This is a genomic window from Thermaerobacillus caldiproteolyticus, assembly GCF_015326725.1.
Taxonomy (GTDB): Bacteria; Bacillota; Bacilli; order Bacillales; family Anoxybacillaceae; genus Thermaerobacillus; species Thermaerobacillus caldiproteolyticus.
Window position 1 is genome coordinate 2,091,820 of record NZ_CP064060.1, and the last position, 15,831, is coordinate 2,107,650.

Annotated in this window: 14 protein-coding genes and 1 tRNA gene; 6 read left to right on the top strand and 9 right to left on the bottom strand. The window is 40.1% G+C overall.

All coding sequences use genetic code 11. The features are described from left to right. Positions 1–132: 132 nt before the first annotated feature. Together ISX45_RS10470 and ISX45_RS10475 are read left to right on the top strand one after the other, a co-directional pair. Positions 133–489 (top strand): DUF6115 domain-containing protein, encoded by a 357-nt coding sequence (locus ISX45_RS10470; protein WP_181554412.1) that lies wholly within the window; start codon positions 133–135, stop codon positions 487–489. Further along, the gene (locus tag ISX45_RS10475) at positions 486–938 is read left to right on the top strand and encodes an aminodeoxychorismate lyase (protein WP_194518934.1); all 453 of its coding nucleotides are present in this window, start codon (positions 486–488) and stop codon (positions 936–938) included. The genes ISX45_RS10470 and ISX45_RS10475 overlap by 4 nt, the downstream gene beginning before the upstream one ends. A 31-nt stretch (positions 939–969) precedes the next feature. Here the strand turns inward: ISX45_RS10475 and phoU are convergent, their stop codons facing one another. The 6 genes from phoU to ISX45_RS10505 form a co-directional block, all read right to left on the bottom strand. Beyond that, entirely contained in the window at positions 970–1,629 is a 660-nt protein-coding gene (phoU, locus tag ISX45_RS10480) for a phosphate signaling complex protein PhoU (RefSeq protein ID WP_194518935.1), read from the bottom strand. A gap of 29 nt (positions 1,630–1,658) precedes the next feature. Beyond that, positions 1,659–2,477 carry a phosphate ABC transporter ATP-binding protein PstB gene (pstB, locus tag ISX45_RS10485; protein ID WP_194518936.1) on the bottom strand — a complete coding sequence of 273 codons (819 nt, stop codon included), beginning with the start codon at positions 2,475–2,477 and terminating at the stop codon, positions 1,659–1,661. Positions 2,478–3,213: 736 nt separating this feature from the next. Then, a complete protein-coding gene (locus ISX45_RS10490) occupies positions 3,214–5,340 on the bottom strand; it encodes a peptidoglycan D,D-transpeptidase FtsI family protein (protein WP_181554416.1) in 2,127 nt (708 codons plus the stop codon). Between the two features lie 104 nt (positions 5,341–5,444). Continuing rightward, positions 5,445–6,731, bottom strand: coding sequence for an MFS transporter (locus ISX45_RS10495; RefSeq protein WP_194518937.1), 1,287 nt, complete (start codon positions 6,729–6,731; stop codon positions 5,445–5,447). Between the two features lie 353 nt (positions 6,732–7,084). Beyond that, positions 7,085–7,693 (bottom strand): superoxide dismutase SodA, encoded by a 609-nt coding sequence (sodA, locus tag ISX45_RS10500; protein ID WP_181554418.1) that lies wholly within the window; start codon positions 7,691–7,693, stop codon positions 7,085–7,087. Positions 7,694–7,892: 199 nt separating this feature from the next. After that, positions 7,893–7,966: transfer RNA gene (locus ISX45_RS10505), tRNA-Ile, on the bottom strand. A gap of 363 nt (positions 7,967–8,329) precedes the next feature. Between ISX45_RS10505 and ISX45_RS10510 the strand changes: the two genes are divergently transcribed. Together ISX45_RS10510 and ISX45_RS10515 are read left to right on the top strand one after the other, a co-directional pair. After that, a complete protein-coding gene (locus ISX45_RS10510; RefSeq protein ID WP_194518938.1) occupies positions 8,330–10,102 on the top strand; it encodes a methyl-accepting chemotaxis protein in 1,773 nt (590 codons plus the stop codon). 195 nt (positions 10,103–10,297) lie between these two features. Continuing rightward, entirely contained in the window at positions 10,298–11,074 is a 777-nt protein-coding gene (locus ISX45_RS10515) for a DUF1189 domain-containing protein (protein ID WP_194518939.1), read from the top strand. 61 nt (positions 11,075–11,135) lie between these two features. Here ISX45_RS10515 and pstA read toward each other — a convergent pair whose 3' ends face one another. The 3 genes from pstA to ISX45_RS10530 form a co-directional block, all read right to left on the bottom strand. After that, on the bottom strand, positions 11,136–12,038 hold the full coding sequence (pstA, locus tag ISX45_RS10520) for a phosphate ABC transporter permease PstA (RefSeq protein ID WP_194518940.1): 903 nt from the start codon (positions 12,036–12,038) through the stop codon (positions 11,136–11,138). A gap of 1 nt (position 12,039) precedes the next feature. Continuing rightward, positions 12,040–12,930, bottom strand: coding sequence for a phosphate ABC transporter permease subunit PstC (pstC, locus tag ISX45_RS10525; protein WP_181554854.1), 891 nt, complete (start codon positions 12,928–12,930; stop codon positions 12,040–12,042). Positions 12,931–12,998: 68 nt separating this feature from the next. Continuing rightward, the gene (locus ISX45_RS10530; RefSeq protein ID WP_181554422.1) at positions 12,999–13,892 is read right to left on the bottom strand and encodes a phosphate ABC transporter substrate-binding protein PstS family protein; all 894 of its coding nucleotides are present in this window, start codon (positions 13,890–13,892) and stop codon (positions 12,999–13,001) included. Between the two features lie 196 nt (positions 13,893–14,088). Between ISX45_RS10530 and ISX45_RS10535 the strand changes: the two genes are divergently transcribed. Continuing rightward, the gene (locus ISX45_RS10535; RefSeq protein ID WP_194518941.1) at positions 14,089–14,418 is read left to right on the top strand and encodes a LysM peptidoglycan-binding domain-containing protein; all 330 of its coding nucleotides are present in this window, start codon (positions 14,089–14,091) and stop codon (positions 14,416–14,418) included. An 89-nt stretch (positions 14,419–14,507) separates the two neighbouring features. After that, complete coding sequence (ispG, locus tag ISX45_RS10540; protein WP_181554424.1) at positions 14,508–15,617, top strand: flavodoxin-dependent (E)-4-hydroxy-3-methylbut-2-enyl-diphosphate synthase; 1,110 nt, start codon at positions 14,508–14,510, stop codon at positions 15,615–15,617. Positions 15,618–15,831 lie beyond the last annotated feature (214 nt).

Consider the following 15,831-nt stretch of genomic DNA (forward strand, 5'->3'; position numbering starts at 1 on the left):
TCCGTACCAATCACTATTACCATCATATTTTTCAAGACACGATTTTATTTCGCTCTTCATTGTGAGAATGTGTATATTTTTGTATTTATTTGTGAAACAAAGCTGTGATATAGTGAAAAAGGGTGATAATAGATGATGGAATATACGATGATCGCACTCATCGGCATCGCGTTCGTTCTTTTTATTTTTTCTTTTTTTGCTAAAGATCACATGAAAAACATAGAAGAGCAGCTCGATCATTTGACGCTTTCGCTTGCCCAAGAAACGTATCAAATAAAAAAACGATTAAAGGTGCTAGAGGAAGAATTATTAATGAACGAGGAAGAAGTGGTGGAAATTGCCCGCAAATGGCCTGCAAATTCCTTTTCTTCGGAGAAAGAGCGCATACTGGCTCTTTATAAGCAAGGACTTTCTTATGAGCAAATTGCCCGGGAAAGCGGACTCACCTTGGAAGAAGTGAAAATGATATTGCGGGGAATGACTCGATGAATCGAGCGGTAATTCGGGCATTTTCCATCGGACTGTTACTTGCTACGGCGATTATCGGCACCGTTTACTATAGTCAACCGCATACATTGACAAAATCTCAACTCAACTCCGAGCTTAATGATCAAGGGCTCGTCGCAATCCCGAAAAAGGAATATGAACATCTCAAAGAAATGTCTAAGCGATCTAAACAACCTTCCTCTCCATCTCCAGCGATGTCATCACAGTTGAAAACTGTTCATATATACCGGCTCGTCATTAAAAAAGGAGATGTTCCGGCACAATTTGCAAAAGAACTAGAAGCTGCACAGATTATTCCGAGTGCGAAAGCGTTTATGAACTATTTAGAACAGCATCAATTGACACACGAGATTCGCATTGGTACATATGAAGTACGTAGCGATATGAGCTATGAAAACATCGGCAACATCATTACAGGAAAAATAAATTAGGCTGCTTTCTTTTACGAAAGCAGCCTAATTATTAATCGTTCAGCGTATAATGTCTTCCTTTGACAAGATAAAACACATGTTCAGCAAGATTCGTTGCATGATCAGCGATTCGTTCGATATAACGAGCCACTAACGAAAGCTGAGTCATTTGCGAAAGTGCCTCTTTGCTCGTTTGCGTCATTTGCAACAATTCTTTCATCATCTGTCCGTATAAATGGTCCACTTCATCATCCATTTCAGCGAGCTGTCTTGCCAGCGCAACATCTTCCTCATAGTACGATTTTAACCCTAATGACACCATTTCTAGCGCGATATGATGCATACGCACAAGTTTTTCGACATTGATGAGAAATGGCTGATCACCAATACGAATGCTTGCCTTTGCTATATTGACCGCAAAGTCCGCAATTCTCTCGATGTCCGTTGCAATTTTAATCGCGACAATAATTCTTCGTAAATCAATCGCGACCGGCTGTTGCTTGGCAATGAGCAAAATCGCAAAGTCATTGATTTCTTCTTCAAGCACATCTATATCGCTATCGCGCTCAATCATGGCCAATGCTTGATCTGCGTTCTTTGTTTGCAGCGCCTCGAGTGCCTCGCGTAATGCGGTTTCTGTCAAATGACCAATTTCAAGCAATTTTTGTCGCAATGTATGCAAATCATACTGGAATTTTTCGCGCACAATCATCTTTGTCTCCTCTCGCTCGCTTTCTTGACTTAACCAAATCGCCCGGTAATGTAGTCTTCTGTACGCTTGTCAGCCGGATTGGAAAACAGCTGATCCGTGTCGCTACATTCAATGACTTCTCCGTTGAGGAAAAACGCTGTTTTATCAGAAATACGCGCTGCCTGTTGCATATTATGGGTAACGATAATAATGCTGTAACGTTTCTTTAATTCTTGAACGAGCTCTTCAATCTTTAATGTCGAAATTGGATCAAGCGCAGAAGTCGGTTCGTCCATTAAAATCACATCTGGCTCAATGGCGAGACAGCGAGCGATACATAGACGCTGTTGTTGCCCACCTGATAACCCGTAAGCATGATCATGCAGACGGTCTTTCACTTCGTCCCAAATCGCCGCTCCACGTAAACTTTTTTCAACAATTTCATCTAAAATCTTTTTATCGCGAATTCCATGAATACGCGGTCCGTAAGCGACATTGTCATAGATCGATTTCGGAAACGGATTTGGCTTTTGGAAAACCATTCCGACTTGTGTACGCAACTCTTCAACGCGATAGGAAGGATCAAAAATGTTGCGCCCGCGATACGTAATTTCTCCAGATGTTCGAACATTTGGCACTAATTCAATCATCCGGTTTAATGTTTTGATATATGTGGATTTCCCACAACCGGAAGGACCGATAATCGCCATGACTTCATTTTCATAAATATCCAAATTAATATCTTTTAAGGCGTGGTGTTCCCCATACCATAAGTTTAATTGATTCGTACGATAGACAACCGCCTTTTCTGTCCCCACTTCAACAATCTTTTGCGGTTCTACTTTTTCCTTTATAACCGTTAATTCCATAAAACGCCCTCCTTCATCCATGCGAACTAAGAGCACTTTCACACCCGTACAGTTCTGAATAAATCTCTTTACGGCCTGTTATGCGAATTTCTTCACAGTCACCGTTGTTCTAACGTAAAAATGTCAACTATCGAGATGCCAACAACAAATATCAAATAACTGCAAGAACAGTCATTAGGTATACATTTATAGATTACTATGGAACTATTAATAAGGTTTTAAATAAATGTTAAGCTTTTGTAAATGAGCATCTTTCGATTACAGACGAAGAAGAAGCTGTATGTGAAGATCTCTGCATAACCCGTAACATACATTTTCCCTTTGAGCTGAAAATGGAAACGCTTCTGTTCCATTACCATAATCAGTGTAAAGGATAAGCGCGGAACAAAAATGGAATGAAATATATCAGTGAAAGATTTTTCACTATGAAATGATGGCTTGCCAAGTAAGCACGTATCTTGCTTTTTTCATCTTGTACCATCGAAAAGAAACGCAGTCTCTTCTTGCATTTGTTTATGTGATCTAGAAGAACAACTGCCAGAACCTTGTCTCTCAAAACCTTCTTCGATCATTTGAAATGGAACAGGAAAATGCCATTGGATTCTCTATCAACCGTTGACGAACTTCAATAAGCTAGTTAACAAAAAATGATATAAATGAAATACGGCATAAGTTCCGGTTGAAAATCGAACTCATGCCGTACTTAAGCTAGTTCGCGGTTAAACTGTCCTAGTTGTTATTGTTCATTTGATTGTTCAGTCGATAAATTGGAATCGGTTTGCTCGGAATCATGATTCATCCGCTCTTTTTTCAATTCGAAATAAGTATCTAAAATTTTTCTGCCAATTTTGTTGTTAATCGGATAGTGCGGTTCGTGTTGATACGCCCAAGGAACAACGACGGAAAAAGCAATTTCCGGATCATTGTAAGGGGCATAACCTACCAATGTTAAATTATAGGTTTCTGCATTTCTTTTACTTTTTATAGGTCCATCATAAAATGCCTGCGCTGTTCCAGTTTTTCCAGCCGGTTTATATGGGGCATCGGCGAAAAAGGCTGCTGCTGTTCCACCTGTTTCCTGCATCACGCGGCGGAATCCTTCTTGCACTCTCTTAATGTATTCTGTTTTCATGTCAATGCGATTTAATACAACAGGTTCGAACTCGCTAATAACTGGACCTAATTGTTTTTCGTCGTTGCTTGGTTCATGAATTTCTTTGACAATTTGTGGCTTCATCCGATAGCCGCCATTGGCAATCGTCGAGACGTATTGTGCCAGTTGAAGCGGCGTATACATATCATACTGTCCAATCGCAAGGTCCAATAAAAATCCCGGAAGTTTACTTGTTCCTTGAAATCCGATAATTTCATTCGGCAAATCAATCCCAGTTTTCACTCCTAAACCAAACTGGCTGAAATATTTCCGTATCGTCGTAAATGCATCAGGATCAATCGAAAGCGGTGCATGCGGCTGGTACTTGCCGCCGCCGATCGCAATGGCCGTTTTAAACATATAGACGTTCGAGGAACGCTGCAAGGCGGTTAACTCATTAATTGTGCCCATTGTCTGGTATGATTTTTTCACCGGAGTTCCTTTAATATATAACGGCTCGTCTCTAATATACGTATTCGGGTGAAGCACTCCTGTTTGGAATCCAGTTAATACGGTTGCTCCTTTAACGGCAGAGCCCATCGCATAGGCGGATGTCATCGTACCAAGTGCATAATCCCTCAGTTCGACTTTCCCTTGTTCATTTTTTGTAAACATCTTTCCTGCCATCGCTAAAATTTCGCCCGTCTTCGGATTCATCATCACAACAAAAGCGCGATCTAACAATGGTGTTCCACCGCTTCGTTTCGCTGCTTTTAGCTCCTCTTCAATAATTTTTTCGACGCGCTGTTGAAGTTCAATATCAATCGTTAAAACGAGGTCTTTCCCGCGTTGGCCTTCATAAATTTGCTCCGTCGAAATGACGTTCCCTGATTTGTCTACAATGTTTTTGATTTTCGCTTTTTTCCCATGCAACACATCTTCGTATTGCGCCTCGATATAACTTTTGCCGACGCGGTCATTTCGGCTATAGTCGCGCGCTAAAAAATGATCTAGACGTTCGCGCGGCAGCCCTTCATCATCTTTGGTGATGTTACCGAGAACGGAACGAAATGTATTTCCATATACATAATGTCGTTCCCAATCTGTTGTTGTACTTACGCCCGGAAGCTCCTCCAAATGTTCGCTCACTACTGCGTATTCTTTATTGGTTACTCCTTTGTTTTTGACAATTTGCGGTGTTAATGCATAACCGCTATCCAATTCTCGTTTAATGGCAATGACTTCAAGTTCATCTTTTGTAATCTCCTTTAAATCTTCAGGAGTAATTCGCTCCAATGTAAGCTTGTACACTTTTTGGTCGATTTCTTTTTCCGATAATCCTTGTTTTGCAAACTGTTTTCGCTCTTTTTTGCTTACTTTTTTTTCTGCTTTATCCCGTCGCGTTAAAATCCAATAATCTTTCATATCGCGCTCAGTTACCTTCTCGACCGGTTTATCGATATATTTCGCCAATTGACGAGCCACCTTAAGCGTATCTTCAGGAGTCGTCGTTTTCGTGCGCGTATATGTAATCGCATTGAGTGGAACGTTATCGACAATGACTCGATGATAGCGATCATAAATTTTTCCGCGCGGTACAGGAGTGCTGACAATTTCATCCTCCGTCCGCTCTACTTCTTTCCGATATTGTTCACCGTATACAATTTGCACAACGCCTAGGCGCAAAATAAGCGCAGAAAAGAGTAAAAACACAAAGAAAAATAACATATTTAAGCGAAACGGTACTTGCGCTTTTTTCCTTTTCTTCAAGATAAAAACCTCCTATTTCTCCACAGCCCGTTTACTACATTTATTTTTATTTTAAAAGAAACAACGTCATTTTTCTAGAAAATCGACATGGAAAAAGGAGACTCCTACACTGGGGAGCCCCCTTCCTCGTTTGCTAACTTTGGACGAATAAATGATGACTCTGGTTCATTCGCCTTTTTGGCCACGAAATGAATGCGACGAACAAAGAAGTAAATCATCGCATGTCCCGCTCCAAGCAATAGCATTAAAACAGGAAGACTCTTCTCTGTGTCAAAATAGGTAACGGCCACGAAAAAGGAAAGAATCGATACGATGCGGCCGCTATTTAAAAACAACTCGCGAACGACTATATACTCAATCCGCATTTCCGTTGATTTCCAACTTATTCCTATAACATCAAAGGTAAGTGAAGAGTATGGAACTAATAAAATCGGATACGCAATTGCAATCGCTATTGCGTATAATATGAGCCGCATGTATGAAACATCAAAAACAATTAAAAAAATCGCTCCGTATAATAACAAACCACCCCATAAAATCGCTTTTTTTCGATGTTTCCGTTCAATAAAACGAGAAGCAAGATAATAAACAACAAATGAAGTAGCTGAATTGACTAATCCAAACGTTCCGAGCGCTAGTTCGCTTCCCGTCGTAATATAAACTAATACGGAGATGACAAAAACAAACGTTCCTTCTCGCAATCCTTGGAAAAAGTGAGCATTCGTAATGAGTCGCCAATTTTTATTATAGCTTCTTTCTTTTAAAATGCGAAGAAATAAATAATTTCCTTCCGCTCCTCGGCGATGCAAAAAAAAGCTTAAGATGATCGCAACAATGAACAGTCCAAGCGAAATGGAGAAAATAAGCGTATATCCTTTGAATTTGACGAACGAAGAGATAATATAGCCAGCAATTATTGGACCAATCATCCCAGCAACAGAAGATAAAATTCCGAGAAACCCGTTAAAAAAATCACGTGTATCTGGTTCCGTAATTTCAAATGTTAACACATTAAACGCCAGCCAGTAAAATCCGTACCCGATCCCAAGCAATGCCCCAAGCAGCAACAAATAATCGTGTGCTCGATTTCCGACCAGTAACACAGTCACAAAAAAAATCGCTAAAAACGAAACACCGAGACGCAGCACAATAATGCGGTCAATTTTTTTCGCCAATCGACCTGCTACAATGAACGTGATAGGCTGCAATATAACAACTGCTAGATTGTATAACGCTAAATCACGAAATTCTCCTGACTGCTTCCACAAATAGATATTAACGAACGTGTTGGAAAGCGACACGCTCAGCGAGTAAAAGCCGCCAATGAATAACAATAAAAGCAATTCCCGATTCACATGAACATTTCCAATCATTTTTTTTACTATTGCCATTATAAACTCCCCTTTTCATCTAAAGGGTAGTTTGGCAAATTTTCGCCATCCTATACGCTTTCTTATGAAGAAAAGCAGAAATACCAAGGTTACTTAGAAGGACTTGGTGTTTCCGAAAAGAACATTGCACCTCAAAGGAAAAGGTGATTTTGTCATAAGAGAGCTGGACAAAACGACGGAGAAAGGTTATTTCCAGATGCCGCGCCTGCGATGACTCGGTGCAGCGAAGAAGTGGATTCAAGCAGGAGATACGTTGCGAACCGAGCTAGATGCTTCTCCTTAAAAAATTATAAATTCTGATATGCTAAAAAAAGATGGCCTCACTTATGAAGCCATCTTTGATTTCTCATTGATTATTTCGCCGCACTATAGCGTTTTGCCACTTCGTCCCAGTTCACGACATTCCAGAATGCTGCAATGTATTCAGGACGACGGTTTTGATATCTTAAGTAATACGCATGTTCCCAAACGTCTAAGCCAAGAATTGGTGTTTTCCCTTCCATAAGAGGTGAGTCTTGGTTTGGTGTGCTTGTAATTTCAAGCTCGCCGTTATTCACAACAAGCCATGCCCAACCAGAACCGAAACGAGTTGTTGCTGCTTTCGTAAATTCTTCTTTAAATGCTGCAAAGCTACCGAATTTTTTATTGATCGCTTCTGCTAATTCGCCTGTTGGCTCGCCACCGCCATTCGGTGAAAGAATTGTCCAGAAAAGAGAGTGGTTAGCATGTCCGCCACCATTGTTGCGAACTGCTGTACGAATGCTTTCTGGAAGTGCTTCCAAATTGCTGAGCAATTCCTCGATCGTTTTGTTTTGTAAATCTGCATGCCCTTCTAAAGCTGCGTTTAAGTTCGTAACATATGTGTTATGGTGTTTTGTGTGATGGATGTTCATTGTCTCTTTGTCAATGTGTGGCTCAAGTGCGTCATATGCATAAGGTAATTGAGGTAATTCAAATGCCATACAAACTCCTCCTTTATCATCGTTTATGTATTCCGAACGCAAGATAGTATATCCATCTTTGCGTTCGTTTAAAATTAGCTTACCAAAATTGCCACAATGTTTCAATTTATTTGCTTTTTCACTCATAAAAATTAGACTGTCCTAAAAATGATCGGACAGCCATATGAAAGCGTAGAACTCATCATCATAGAGATTTGGATGGACCCTGCAGGATTCGAACCTGCGACCAGACGGTTATGAGCCGTCCGCTCTAACCAGCTGAGCTAAGGGTCCAAGTTACATAAATTATTTTGGTGTTCCATCTGTCCCGCTCTCAGCTTAACTCCAGCTGTGACTCAAGCGGTGTATTAAAGTTGTCCCGATGAAGCCCATTTGAACGAGACCTCTCCTCAAAAAAGGGACATCTCGCCCAATTTCTAGCTGCATTTATCGCTGAAACCGTACCCTTTAGGTATTTCCGATTTTAACATATACAATGGAAAACGGTCAATGAAGTTTATAGAGAAGCTTAACAATTTCCATACACTATATTAACACTTTTCATACATTGGCTTAACAAAAACATAAAAATCATCGAATAAATTGGAAGTAATACCATTACATACATGGCTCAGGAAGCTCAAAGGAGAGTAAAAAATGAAAAAACGAGAACGATCATGGTCAGTCTCATTAAGCTTATTGAGAAGTTTTTTTGTTCTGCAAAGTTCAACGAAAAAGAAAGCAAAAATAAAACGTCCCTACATCTTTTCTCATCTTTCTTTTATAAACAAATTGAATCTGCAAACAATATTAGTGCTGGTCATTATTTTTATTACATGTATATCTTCCGCAATGATTGCTTATGTCGGCTACGAAAAAAACAAACAGATTGTCATTCGAGCAGTAGAGCAACAAATGCAGTTATCGACTGAAGTAATGATCGAAAAAATTTCTATGTTAAAGGCAACGGCTACGAATGAAGAATTTAATAAAAAGTTATCCTATGTGTTAGCATTAAACCAACAGAAATTTAAAGCCCTTCAGTTACAACCGATGCAGTTTACAATTACAAAAGAAAAAGCAATCAAAAAGCTGGCAGGATTTGATAGTCCTTTACCTTCTTTACCTCATTCAGTAATCGATAAAATGTATAGACAAAAACGAGGGATTTTTCACTTTCAAGGACTCACTTTATCTTATGCCTATTCAATGGATCTAAATGGAGAATTATATGTTTTAGCTCTTAAAGAACAAGAGTATTTGCAACCGGTTTTTGACTATGGACGTATAAGTATTCAAATCTCTCTTATTACAATATTTTTTGCAAGTCTCATCGGCTTTTTTATCATTCGTCAAGTTATCAAACCGATTGCTTTTTTAAAACACTCCATGCAACAAGTAGGACAAGGCAATTTACAAACAAGGATACAATTAACTGGTTCAAGTAAAGATATTCAGGCATTGGCTTACGGCTTTAATCAAATGGTTGATAGCCTTACTACTCTAATTGGACATTTGGATGCCAGTTCTAAACATGTAACGCTCTCCTCTGAGACATTGCGTCTCACAGCACACGAGTCGAAGCAAGCTTCTGAACAAATTGCGATAGCAATAAGTGAAGTGGCGATCGGAACAGAGAAACAGGCCAATTCCGCGATTCAAATTTCGCAATTTTTTCATGAAATCGCTAGAGGAATGGAGCAAGCAGCCGTTTCCATGGCAGACGTGGAAGTCTCGACGAACAAAGCCAATCATCAAGCATATATAGGAAATGAATTAGTGGACAAAACCGTGAAACAAATGAATTTAGTGCAAAAAACCGTAGGCGAAACAGCAGAAATAGTATATTTACTCGGTCAAAAATCGAAGCGAATTGATCAAATCGTGAACTTAATCAGTCAAATTGCTAGTCAAACGAACCTGCTTTCTTTAAATGCAGCTATCGAAGCAGCAAGGGCTGGAGAACATGGAAAAGGATTTTCAGTGGTGGCCAACGAAATAAGAAAGCTAGCTGCTCAAAGTGGACAAGCAGCTAAACAAATTCAAAAAATTATTGAAGAAATCCAACATGAAGTGGAACAAACTGTTCAATCGATGGCCCGCGGCGCTGAAGTGTTACAAGGCGGAATCAAAATGGTTCATCAAACAGATACAGCCTTTAAGGATATTGTACAGGCTGTGACAAATGTCTCGAAAGAATCGAAAGAGGTTTCCGCCATTGTCCACCAAGTCAGTGTACAAACGAAACAAATGTCTACGAATATGGAGGAAATAGCTTCGATTTCTCAACAGATTGCCGGAAATATGGAACATGTGGCCGCAATAGCACAGCAGCAAAGTACCTCTATGGATGAGGTTTCGCATGCAGCCCAATCTTTAAACGAATTAGTTAAACAATTAAATGAGGTGCTCCAAACATTTAAAGTCTAAGCGTCATTTCCCTCCTGAGATAGAACATCTTATCTTAGGAGGGTTCTTTCTCTTTGACAATCGATCGACCATATTCAATAGCGATATATGATTTATCATTTTCGCGTGTAGGAGTTTAGTCTTTTTTCTTGAAGTTGAATTATTGAGCTAGACAATATACAATGAGCATGGAGGACAGGGAAGGATGTGTAAGAGATGAATATGTTTATACAGTTATGGAAAAGCTTATATTCTCCAAAGGATATTGCACGATTTCGTTTTCAAAAAATCGGAAAAGCGATTTTATATGTATTCTTGCTGGCGCTCATTTTCACCTTGCCGCTTACCTATCATTTTACAACAAGCTTTCTTGAAGGAATTCGCTATACAAGCTCGTTACTTAAGAACGAAATTCCAGCTTTTACGATTGAGAACGGCGAACTCCATTCTTCAGCGACTCAGCCCATTGTCATCGACGAGCACGGATTGACCATCGTTTTTGATAGCACTGGACAAGTTACGAAAGAAGAAGTCGAGCGTTCTGGCAATGCTATCGGATTGCTGAAACATGAGGCGGTACTCGTCGCGAACAACCAAACACAATATTACAGTTATACGATGTTGCCTGAAATAACATTAACGAATCAAGATGTTCATACGTTTATCGAAACGCTCCAATCATTACTGCCTGTTCTTGTTCCTTTAACGTTTCTCCTTTTGTATCTTTTTACAAGTGCCAGTAAATTTGTCGGTGTTTCCGTTCTTGCCTTCATCGGTCTTATTTTGCGAAGCACACTCGACAAAAAAATTACGTATCGTCATACATGGGTGATGTCCGCTTATGCAGTGACGCTATCAACTGTCTTTTTTGCGATTATGGAAGCGCTGCAAGCTGTTGTTCCGTATGCTCCATTCATTCATTGGTTTGTTTCCATTACCGTGCTATTTTTAGCTATTAAAGAAATTCCCTCAGCAAAAATTCACCGTGAATAAAGATAAGGCCAATAAGCTACAGCCTGTAGCTTATTGGCTTTCTTCAATTAAGCAGCAGCCTTCATTCTTTTTTTGTTTTCCGCTTACTTCCCGCAAAATAATTTTGTAATAGCATAGAGATAAAGCGGGCGATAATATTAAACAAAAGAACCATGATAATTAAGACGGCCGCTGATTTTGCTGCAATTAACTTTGCATCTGGAACAATCCCTTCCGAATTTAGTTTCCAAATGTGTACGGTAAGGGTTTCAGCAGGGCGAAAAAGATTCAACGGATGTAACTTGCTTGATAAATCAGCAGAAGGATTTAAGAACGGAGTAGTCAAACCTGACGTATAAATCAACGCTGCTGCTTCTCCAAAAATTCTTCCTGCTGCTAAAATCACTCCAGTAATAATTTGTGGTAACGCTGCTGGAATGATGACTCTTACTAGCGTTTGCCATCTCGTCGCCCCTAATCCAAGACTCGCTTCCTTCACACTATGGGGAACATCCAAAATAGCGTTCTCACAAACTCTTGTTAAACTAGGTAAGTTTAAAATGGTGATTGCCAAAGCACCGCCAATTAACGTATATCCCCAACCGGTCAACGTAACAAATACTAAAAGTCCAAACAACCCGACAACGATGGAAGGAAGAGACGCCATCGTTTCAATACATAATCGAATAAAGTTTAACAGTCTCCCCTGTTTGGCATATTCGGCCAAATAAATTCCCGCTCCTAGACCTAATGGAACCGAAATAAGCAATGTAATAACTAGCATGTAAAGGGAGTTAAATAATTGAGGACCGATTCCTCCCCCTGCCTGCGTATTGCTCGGCTTTCCAAAGAGAAAGTTAGGATCCCAAAATCCCCATCCTTTTGAAATAATGGCTGCAATCAAAAATACTAATAAAGCAACGACAAAGATAGCAATCGTATATAAAATTCCCGTCCAAATGGCGTCAACCGTTCTTGCCTTCATCTTAGTTTTCACCTCTTTGCGCAATAACTCGAATCAATAAAATAAACAAAAAGGAAATAAACAGCAAAATCATCGCTAATGTCCATAACGCGTTATTCCAAGCTGTCCCATTTAACGTATTTGACATATCCATCGTTAAAATTCCTGTTAATGTGGCCGTTGGGCTATATAATCCAGAAGGCAATTTTACGGTGTTTCCAATCACCATTTGAACTGCTAACGCCTCGCCAAATGCTCTTGCTAATCCCAATACAATTCCCGTTAAAATTCCTTTTCGAGCTGCTGGAACCATCACTCGACTAATCGCTTGCCATCTTGTTGATCCTAGTCCATACGATGCTTCTAAATAGGCAAATGGAACCCCAGCAATCGCGTCTGAAGCAATACTTGCGATCGTTGGCAAAATCATAATACTTAGCACAATAATGCCCGCAATCAAACTAAATCCTACTCCACCAAACCACTCTCTGAGCAAAGGAACAAGAATCGTCACTCCTAATAATCCATAGACGACAGACGGAATCCCGACAAGCAATTCTAATACGGGTTTTAACACTTTCGACCCCAATTTCGGTGAAATATAATTGACAAAGATCGCTAATGCAATCGCAATAGGAGTGCTCAAAATGACAGCCCCAAGCGACACGAGTGTGGAACCGACAATAAAGATCACCGCTCCATATTTCGGTTCAGAATGATTTGGTTGCCATTGTGTTGAAAACAACATTTCCTTTAAAGAAATGTGACTTTGGGTAAACGATTGAATTCCTTTACTACAAATAAACGCAATAATCGAAAGCGTAATAAACACAATTAACAAACCGCAAAACGTAACAACCGTTCTTCCGATATATTCGCTTTTCCAATAATTGAGCTTTTTTTTCCCCTTCATCATCAAATTCACCACCTCGAAGCTTTCAATGAAGAAGACTGGCTAACGATAGCCAGCCCAACATAAAATTACTCTAATTCAGACATTGGAATATAGCCCATTTCTTTTACCTTCGGAGCAAACTCCTCACTCTTTACATAATCTACAAACCCTTTTACCGCATCTTTCGGTTCGCCCTTTGTGATCATATATTCATAAGACCAGAACGGATATTTTTGTGATTTGATGTTTTCTACCGTTGGCTCGACTCCATCAATTTTTAATGTCGTTAACGCGTTCGCTTTGTCTCCGACTAAATAAGACATCGCTACATAGCTAATCGAACCTGGTGTCGAGTTAATCGCTTGTTCGACTGCACCGTTAGAGTCTTGTACCGTACCAATGCTATCGTTGATTTTCACATCTTTCATTAATGTCTTTTCAAATGTAGCGCGTGTACCAGAGGAGGCAGGTCTATTAATGACATTAATTTTTTCATCGTTCCCGCCAACTTCTTTCCAGTTTGTGATTTTTCCGGAAAAGATGTCTTGAATTTGTTGTACTGTTAAGGAATCTACTTTTACATCTTTATTTACAACTAAGGCGAACGCGATACCCGCTACTTTATTATCCACTAATTCTCCTGCTTTTGTTTTATCTTCTAATTTTTCCGCTGATGGAACATCGGAGTTACCGATTTGTACCGCACCAGCTGCTACTTGGTTTACCCCCGTACCGCTTCCACCACCTTGTACCGTAATAGAAACATCTGGATATTTCCCCATAAACTCATTGGCTGCTTCTTCGGCAAGTGGCTGAAGGGCTGTAGATCCCGCTAATGTAATAGTACCGGAATACGCTTCTTGTTTTGTATCTTTTGTACCGGCATTTTCTTCGTTAGTCTTGTTAGATGTTCCACATCCAGCAAGTGACCCCGTAATGAATAGTGCAGCAATAGCTAATTTTACATTTCTTTTTAGCATCCTTTTACCCTCCATATATTTTTCTTTGCCTCACTACAAGCTCATTGTAGCTGACAATTTTTATGCCTTTATTAAGACAATGTTAATTTTCAGTAAAGACGTTGGTGTTTTTATCTAACGATTGCCTCGCACATAAGACATATTTCGCTCGGACAAGCATACATACTTATAACAAGAACGATTTTGGAGGACAAAAATGAAAAAATTCGTACTCTTTCTTGTCTTATGCTTATGTCTATACGTGGTTTCCCACGATTTAATAAAAGGAACGTTACCGACAACCACTAAAATAAAAACGCTCCACATCCATGAACCGAAATTAAGAGCAAAAATGAACATAAACTATCAAACGGTGACGATCAAAGCAGGAGACACCCTTTTATCTATCGCGGAAAAGCAACAAAATGCTCCCCTTCCCGTTTCCATCGAACAATTAATCAAAGATTTCGAAGCATTGAATCCCGGAACAAAGGCGAATTCGCTACAAATCGGAAAAACGTACAAAATTCCTATATATAAACATTAAGCAGCGAATTTCTTGTCAATCGTCTGCAAACATTGTTAAAATAGTTCAGAAGGTGACATGAACTAGTTTCTTAAAGGAGCGAATGTTTCGTGAATGAAATTATTCATCGTTCAAAAACTCGTCCCGTTCGCGTCGGCAATTTGACTATCGGTGGAAGCAATGAGGTCATTATTCAAAGCATGACAACAACGAAAACACACGATGTCGAGGCGACGGTTGCTGAAATAAAACGGCTAGAAGAAGCGGGCTGCCAAATCGTTCGCGTCGCCTGCCCGGACGAACGAGCAGCTAACGCTATTCCAGAAATAAAAAAACGGATTAACATCCCACTTGTTGTCGATATTCATTTTGATTACAAATTGGCGCTGAAGGCGATTGAAGGCGGAGCTGATAAGATTCGCATCAATCCTGGAAATATCGGCCGCCGTGAAAAAGTTGAGGCGGTGGTTAAAGCGGCAAAAGAGCGCGGGATTCCGATTCGTATCGGCGTCAATGCTGGTTCATTAGAAAAGCGGATTTTAGAAAAATATGGTTATCCTACTGCTGATGGAATGGTCGAAAGCGCCCTACACCATATTAGAATTTTAGAGGAGCTTGATTTCCATGATATTATCGTTTCGTTAAAAGCGTCCGATGTCCGATTGGCGATCGAAGCGTATGAAAAAGCGGCTCGGACATTTGACTATCCGCTTCATCTCGGCATCACTGAATCGGGTACATTGTTTGCCGGAACGGTGAAAAGTGCCGCTGGACTCGGAGCGATTTTAAGCAAGGGGATCGGAAATACAATTCGTGTTTCATTAAGTGCAGATCCAGTTGAAGAAGTAAAGGTGGCAAGAGAGCTGTTAAAAACCTTCGGGCTTGCTTCGAATGCAGCAACACTCATTTCTTGCCCAACGTGCGGACGCATCGAAATTGACTTAATCAGCATCGCCAATGAAATCGAGGAATACATCGCTAAAATTAAAGCACCGATTAAAGTGGCAGTGCTTGGTTGTGCGGTAAATGGTCCGGGAGAAGCACGCGAAGCCGATATCGGCATCGCTGGAGCACGCGGAGAGGGGTTATTGTTCCGCCATGGTAAAATCGTTCGCAAAGTTCCAGAAGAAACGATGGTTGAAGAATTGAAAAAAGAAGTCGATAAGCTCGCAGAAGAATATTTTGCCAAACAAAAAGAAAAGGAATCAAAAAAAGCTTGACGCATGATGCGTCAAGCTTTTTGCATTATCCAGCTTCGGCGGTCAACCAATCAATGTCTTGGCATGAGCTCTGTACAAACAGCCCTAAGGATATGACTGAAACGTCATTTGTTTCAACAGTCGAGGGCCTATCGTTCTTCCTCTTCGGAGTGTAAGCTTTTTTACAGAACGAAGAAAAAACGTTTGCTCACTGCTCCTGAACGGACCGCTTCTG

What these genes read in the sequence shown, in the direction of transcription:
- ISX45_RS10470 (WP_181554412.1), top strand. Translation starts at nt 133, where the DNA reads ATGATGGAATATACGATGATCGCACTCATCGGCATCGCGTTCGTTCTT.
- ISX45_RS10475 (WP_194518934.1), top strand. Translation starts at nt 486, where the DNA reads ATGAATCGAGCGGTAATTCGGGCATTTTCCATCGGACTGTTACTTGCT.
- phoU (WP_194518935.1), bottom strand. Translation starts at nt 1,629, where the DNA reads ATGATTGTGCGCGAAAAATTCCAGTATGATTTGCATACATTGCGACAA.
- pstB (WP_194518936.1), bottom strand. Translation starts at nt 2,477, where the DNA reads ATGGAATTAACGGTTATAAAGGAAAAAGTAGAACCGCAAAAGATTGTT.
- ISX45_RS10495 (WP_194518937.1), bottom strand. Translation starts at nt 6,731, where the DNA reads ATGGCAATAGTAAAAAAAATGATTGGAAATGTTCATGTGAATCGGGAA.
- sodA (WP_181554418.1), bottom strand. Translation starts at nt 7,693, where the DNA reads ATGGCATTTGAATTACCTCAATTACCTTATGCATATGACGCACTTGAG.
- ISX45_RS10510 (WP_194518938.1), top strand. Translation starts at nt 8,330, where the DNA reads ATGAAAAAACGAGAACGATCATGGTCAGTCTCATTAAGCTTATTGAGA.
- ISX45_RS10515 (WP_194518939.1), top strand. Translation starts at nt 10,298, where the DNA reads ATGAATATGTTTATACAGTTATGGAAAAGCTTATATTCTCCAAAGGAT.
- pstA (WP_194518940.1), bottom strand. Translation starts at nt 12,038, where the DNA reads ATGAAGGCAAGAACGGTTGACGCCATTTGGACGGGAATTTTATATACG.
- pstC (WP_181554854.1), bottom strand. Translation starts at nt 12,930, where the DNA reads ATGAAGGGGAAAAAAAAGCTCAATTATTGGAAAAGCGAATATATCGGA.
- ISX45_RS10530 (WP_181554422.1), bottom strand. Translation starts at nt 13,892, where the DNA reads ATGCTAAAAAGAAATGTAAAATTAGCTATTGCTGCACTATTCATTACG.
- ISX45_RS10535 (WP_194518941.1), top strand. Translation starts at nt 14,089, where the DNA reads ATGAAAAAATTCGTACTCTTTCTTGTCTTATGCTTATGTCTATACGTG.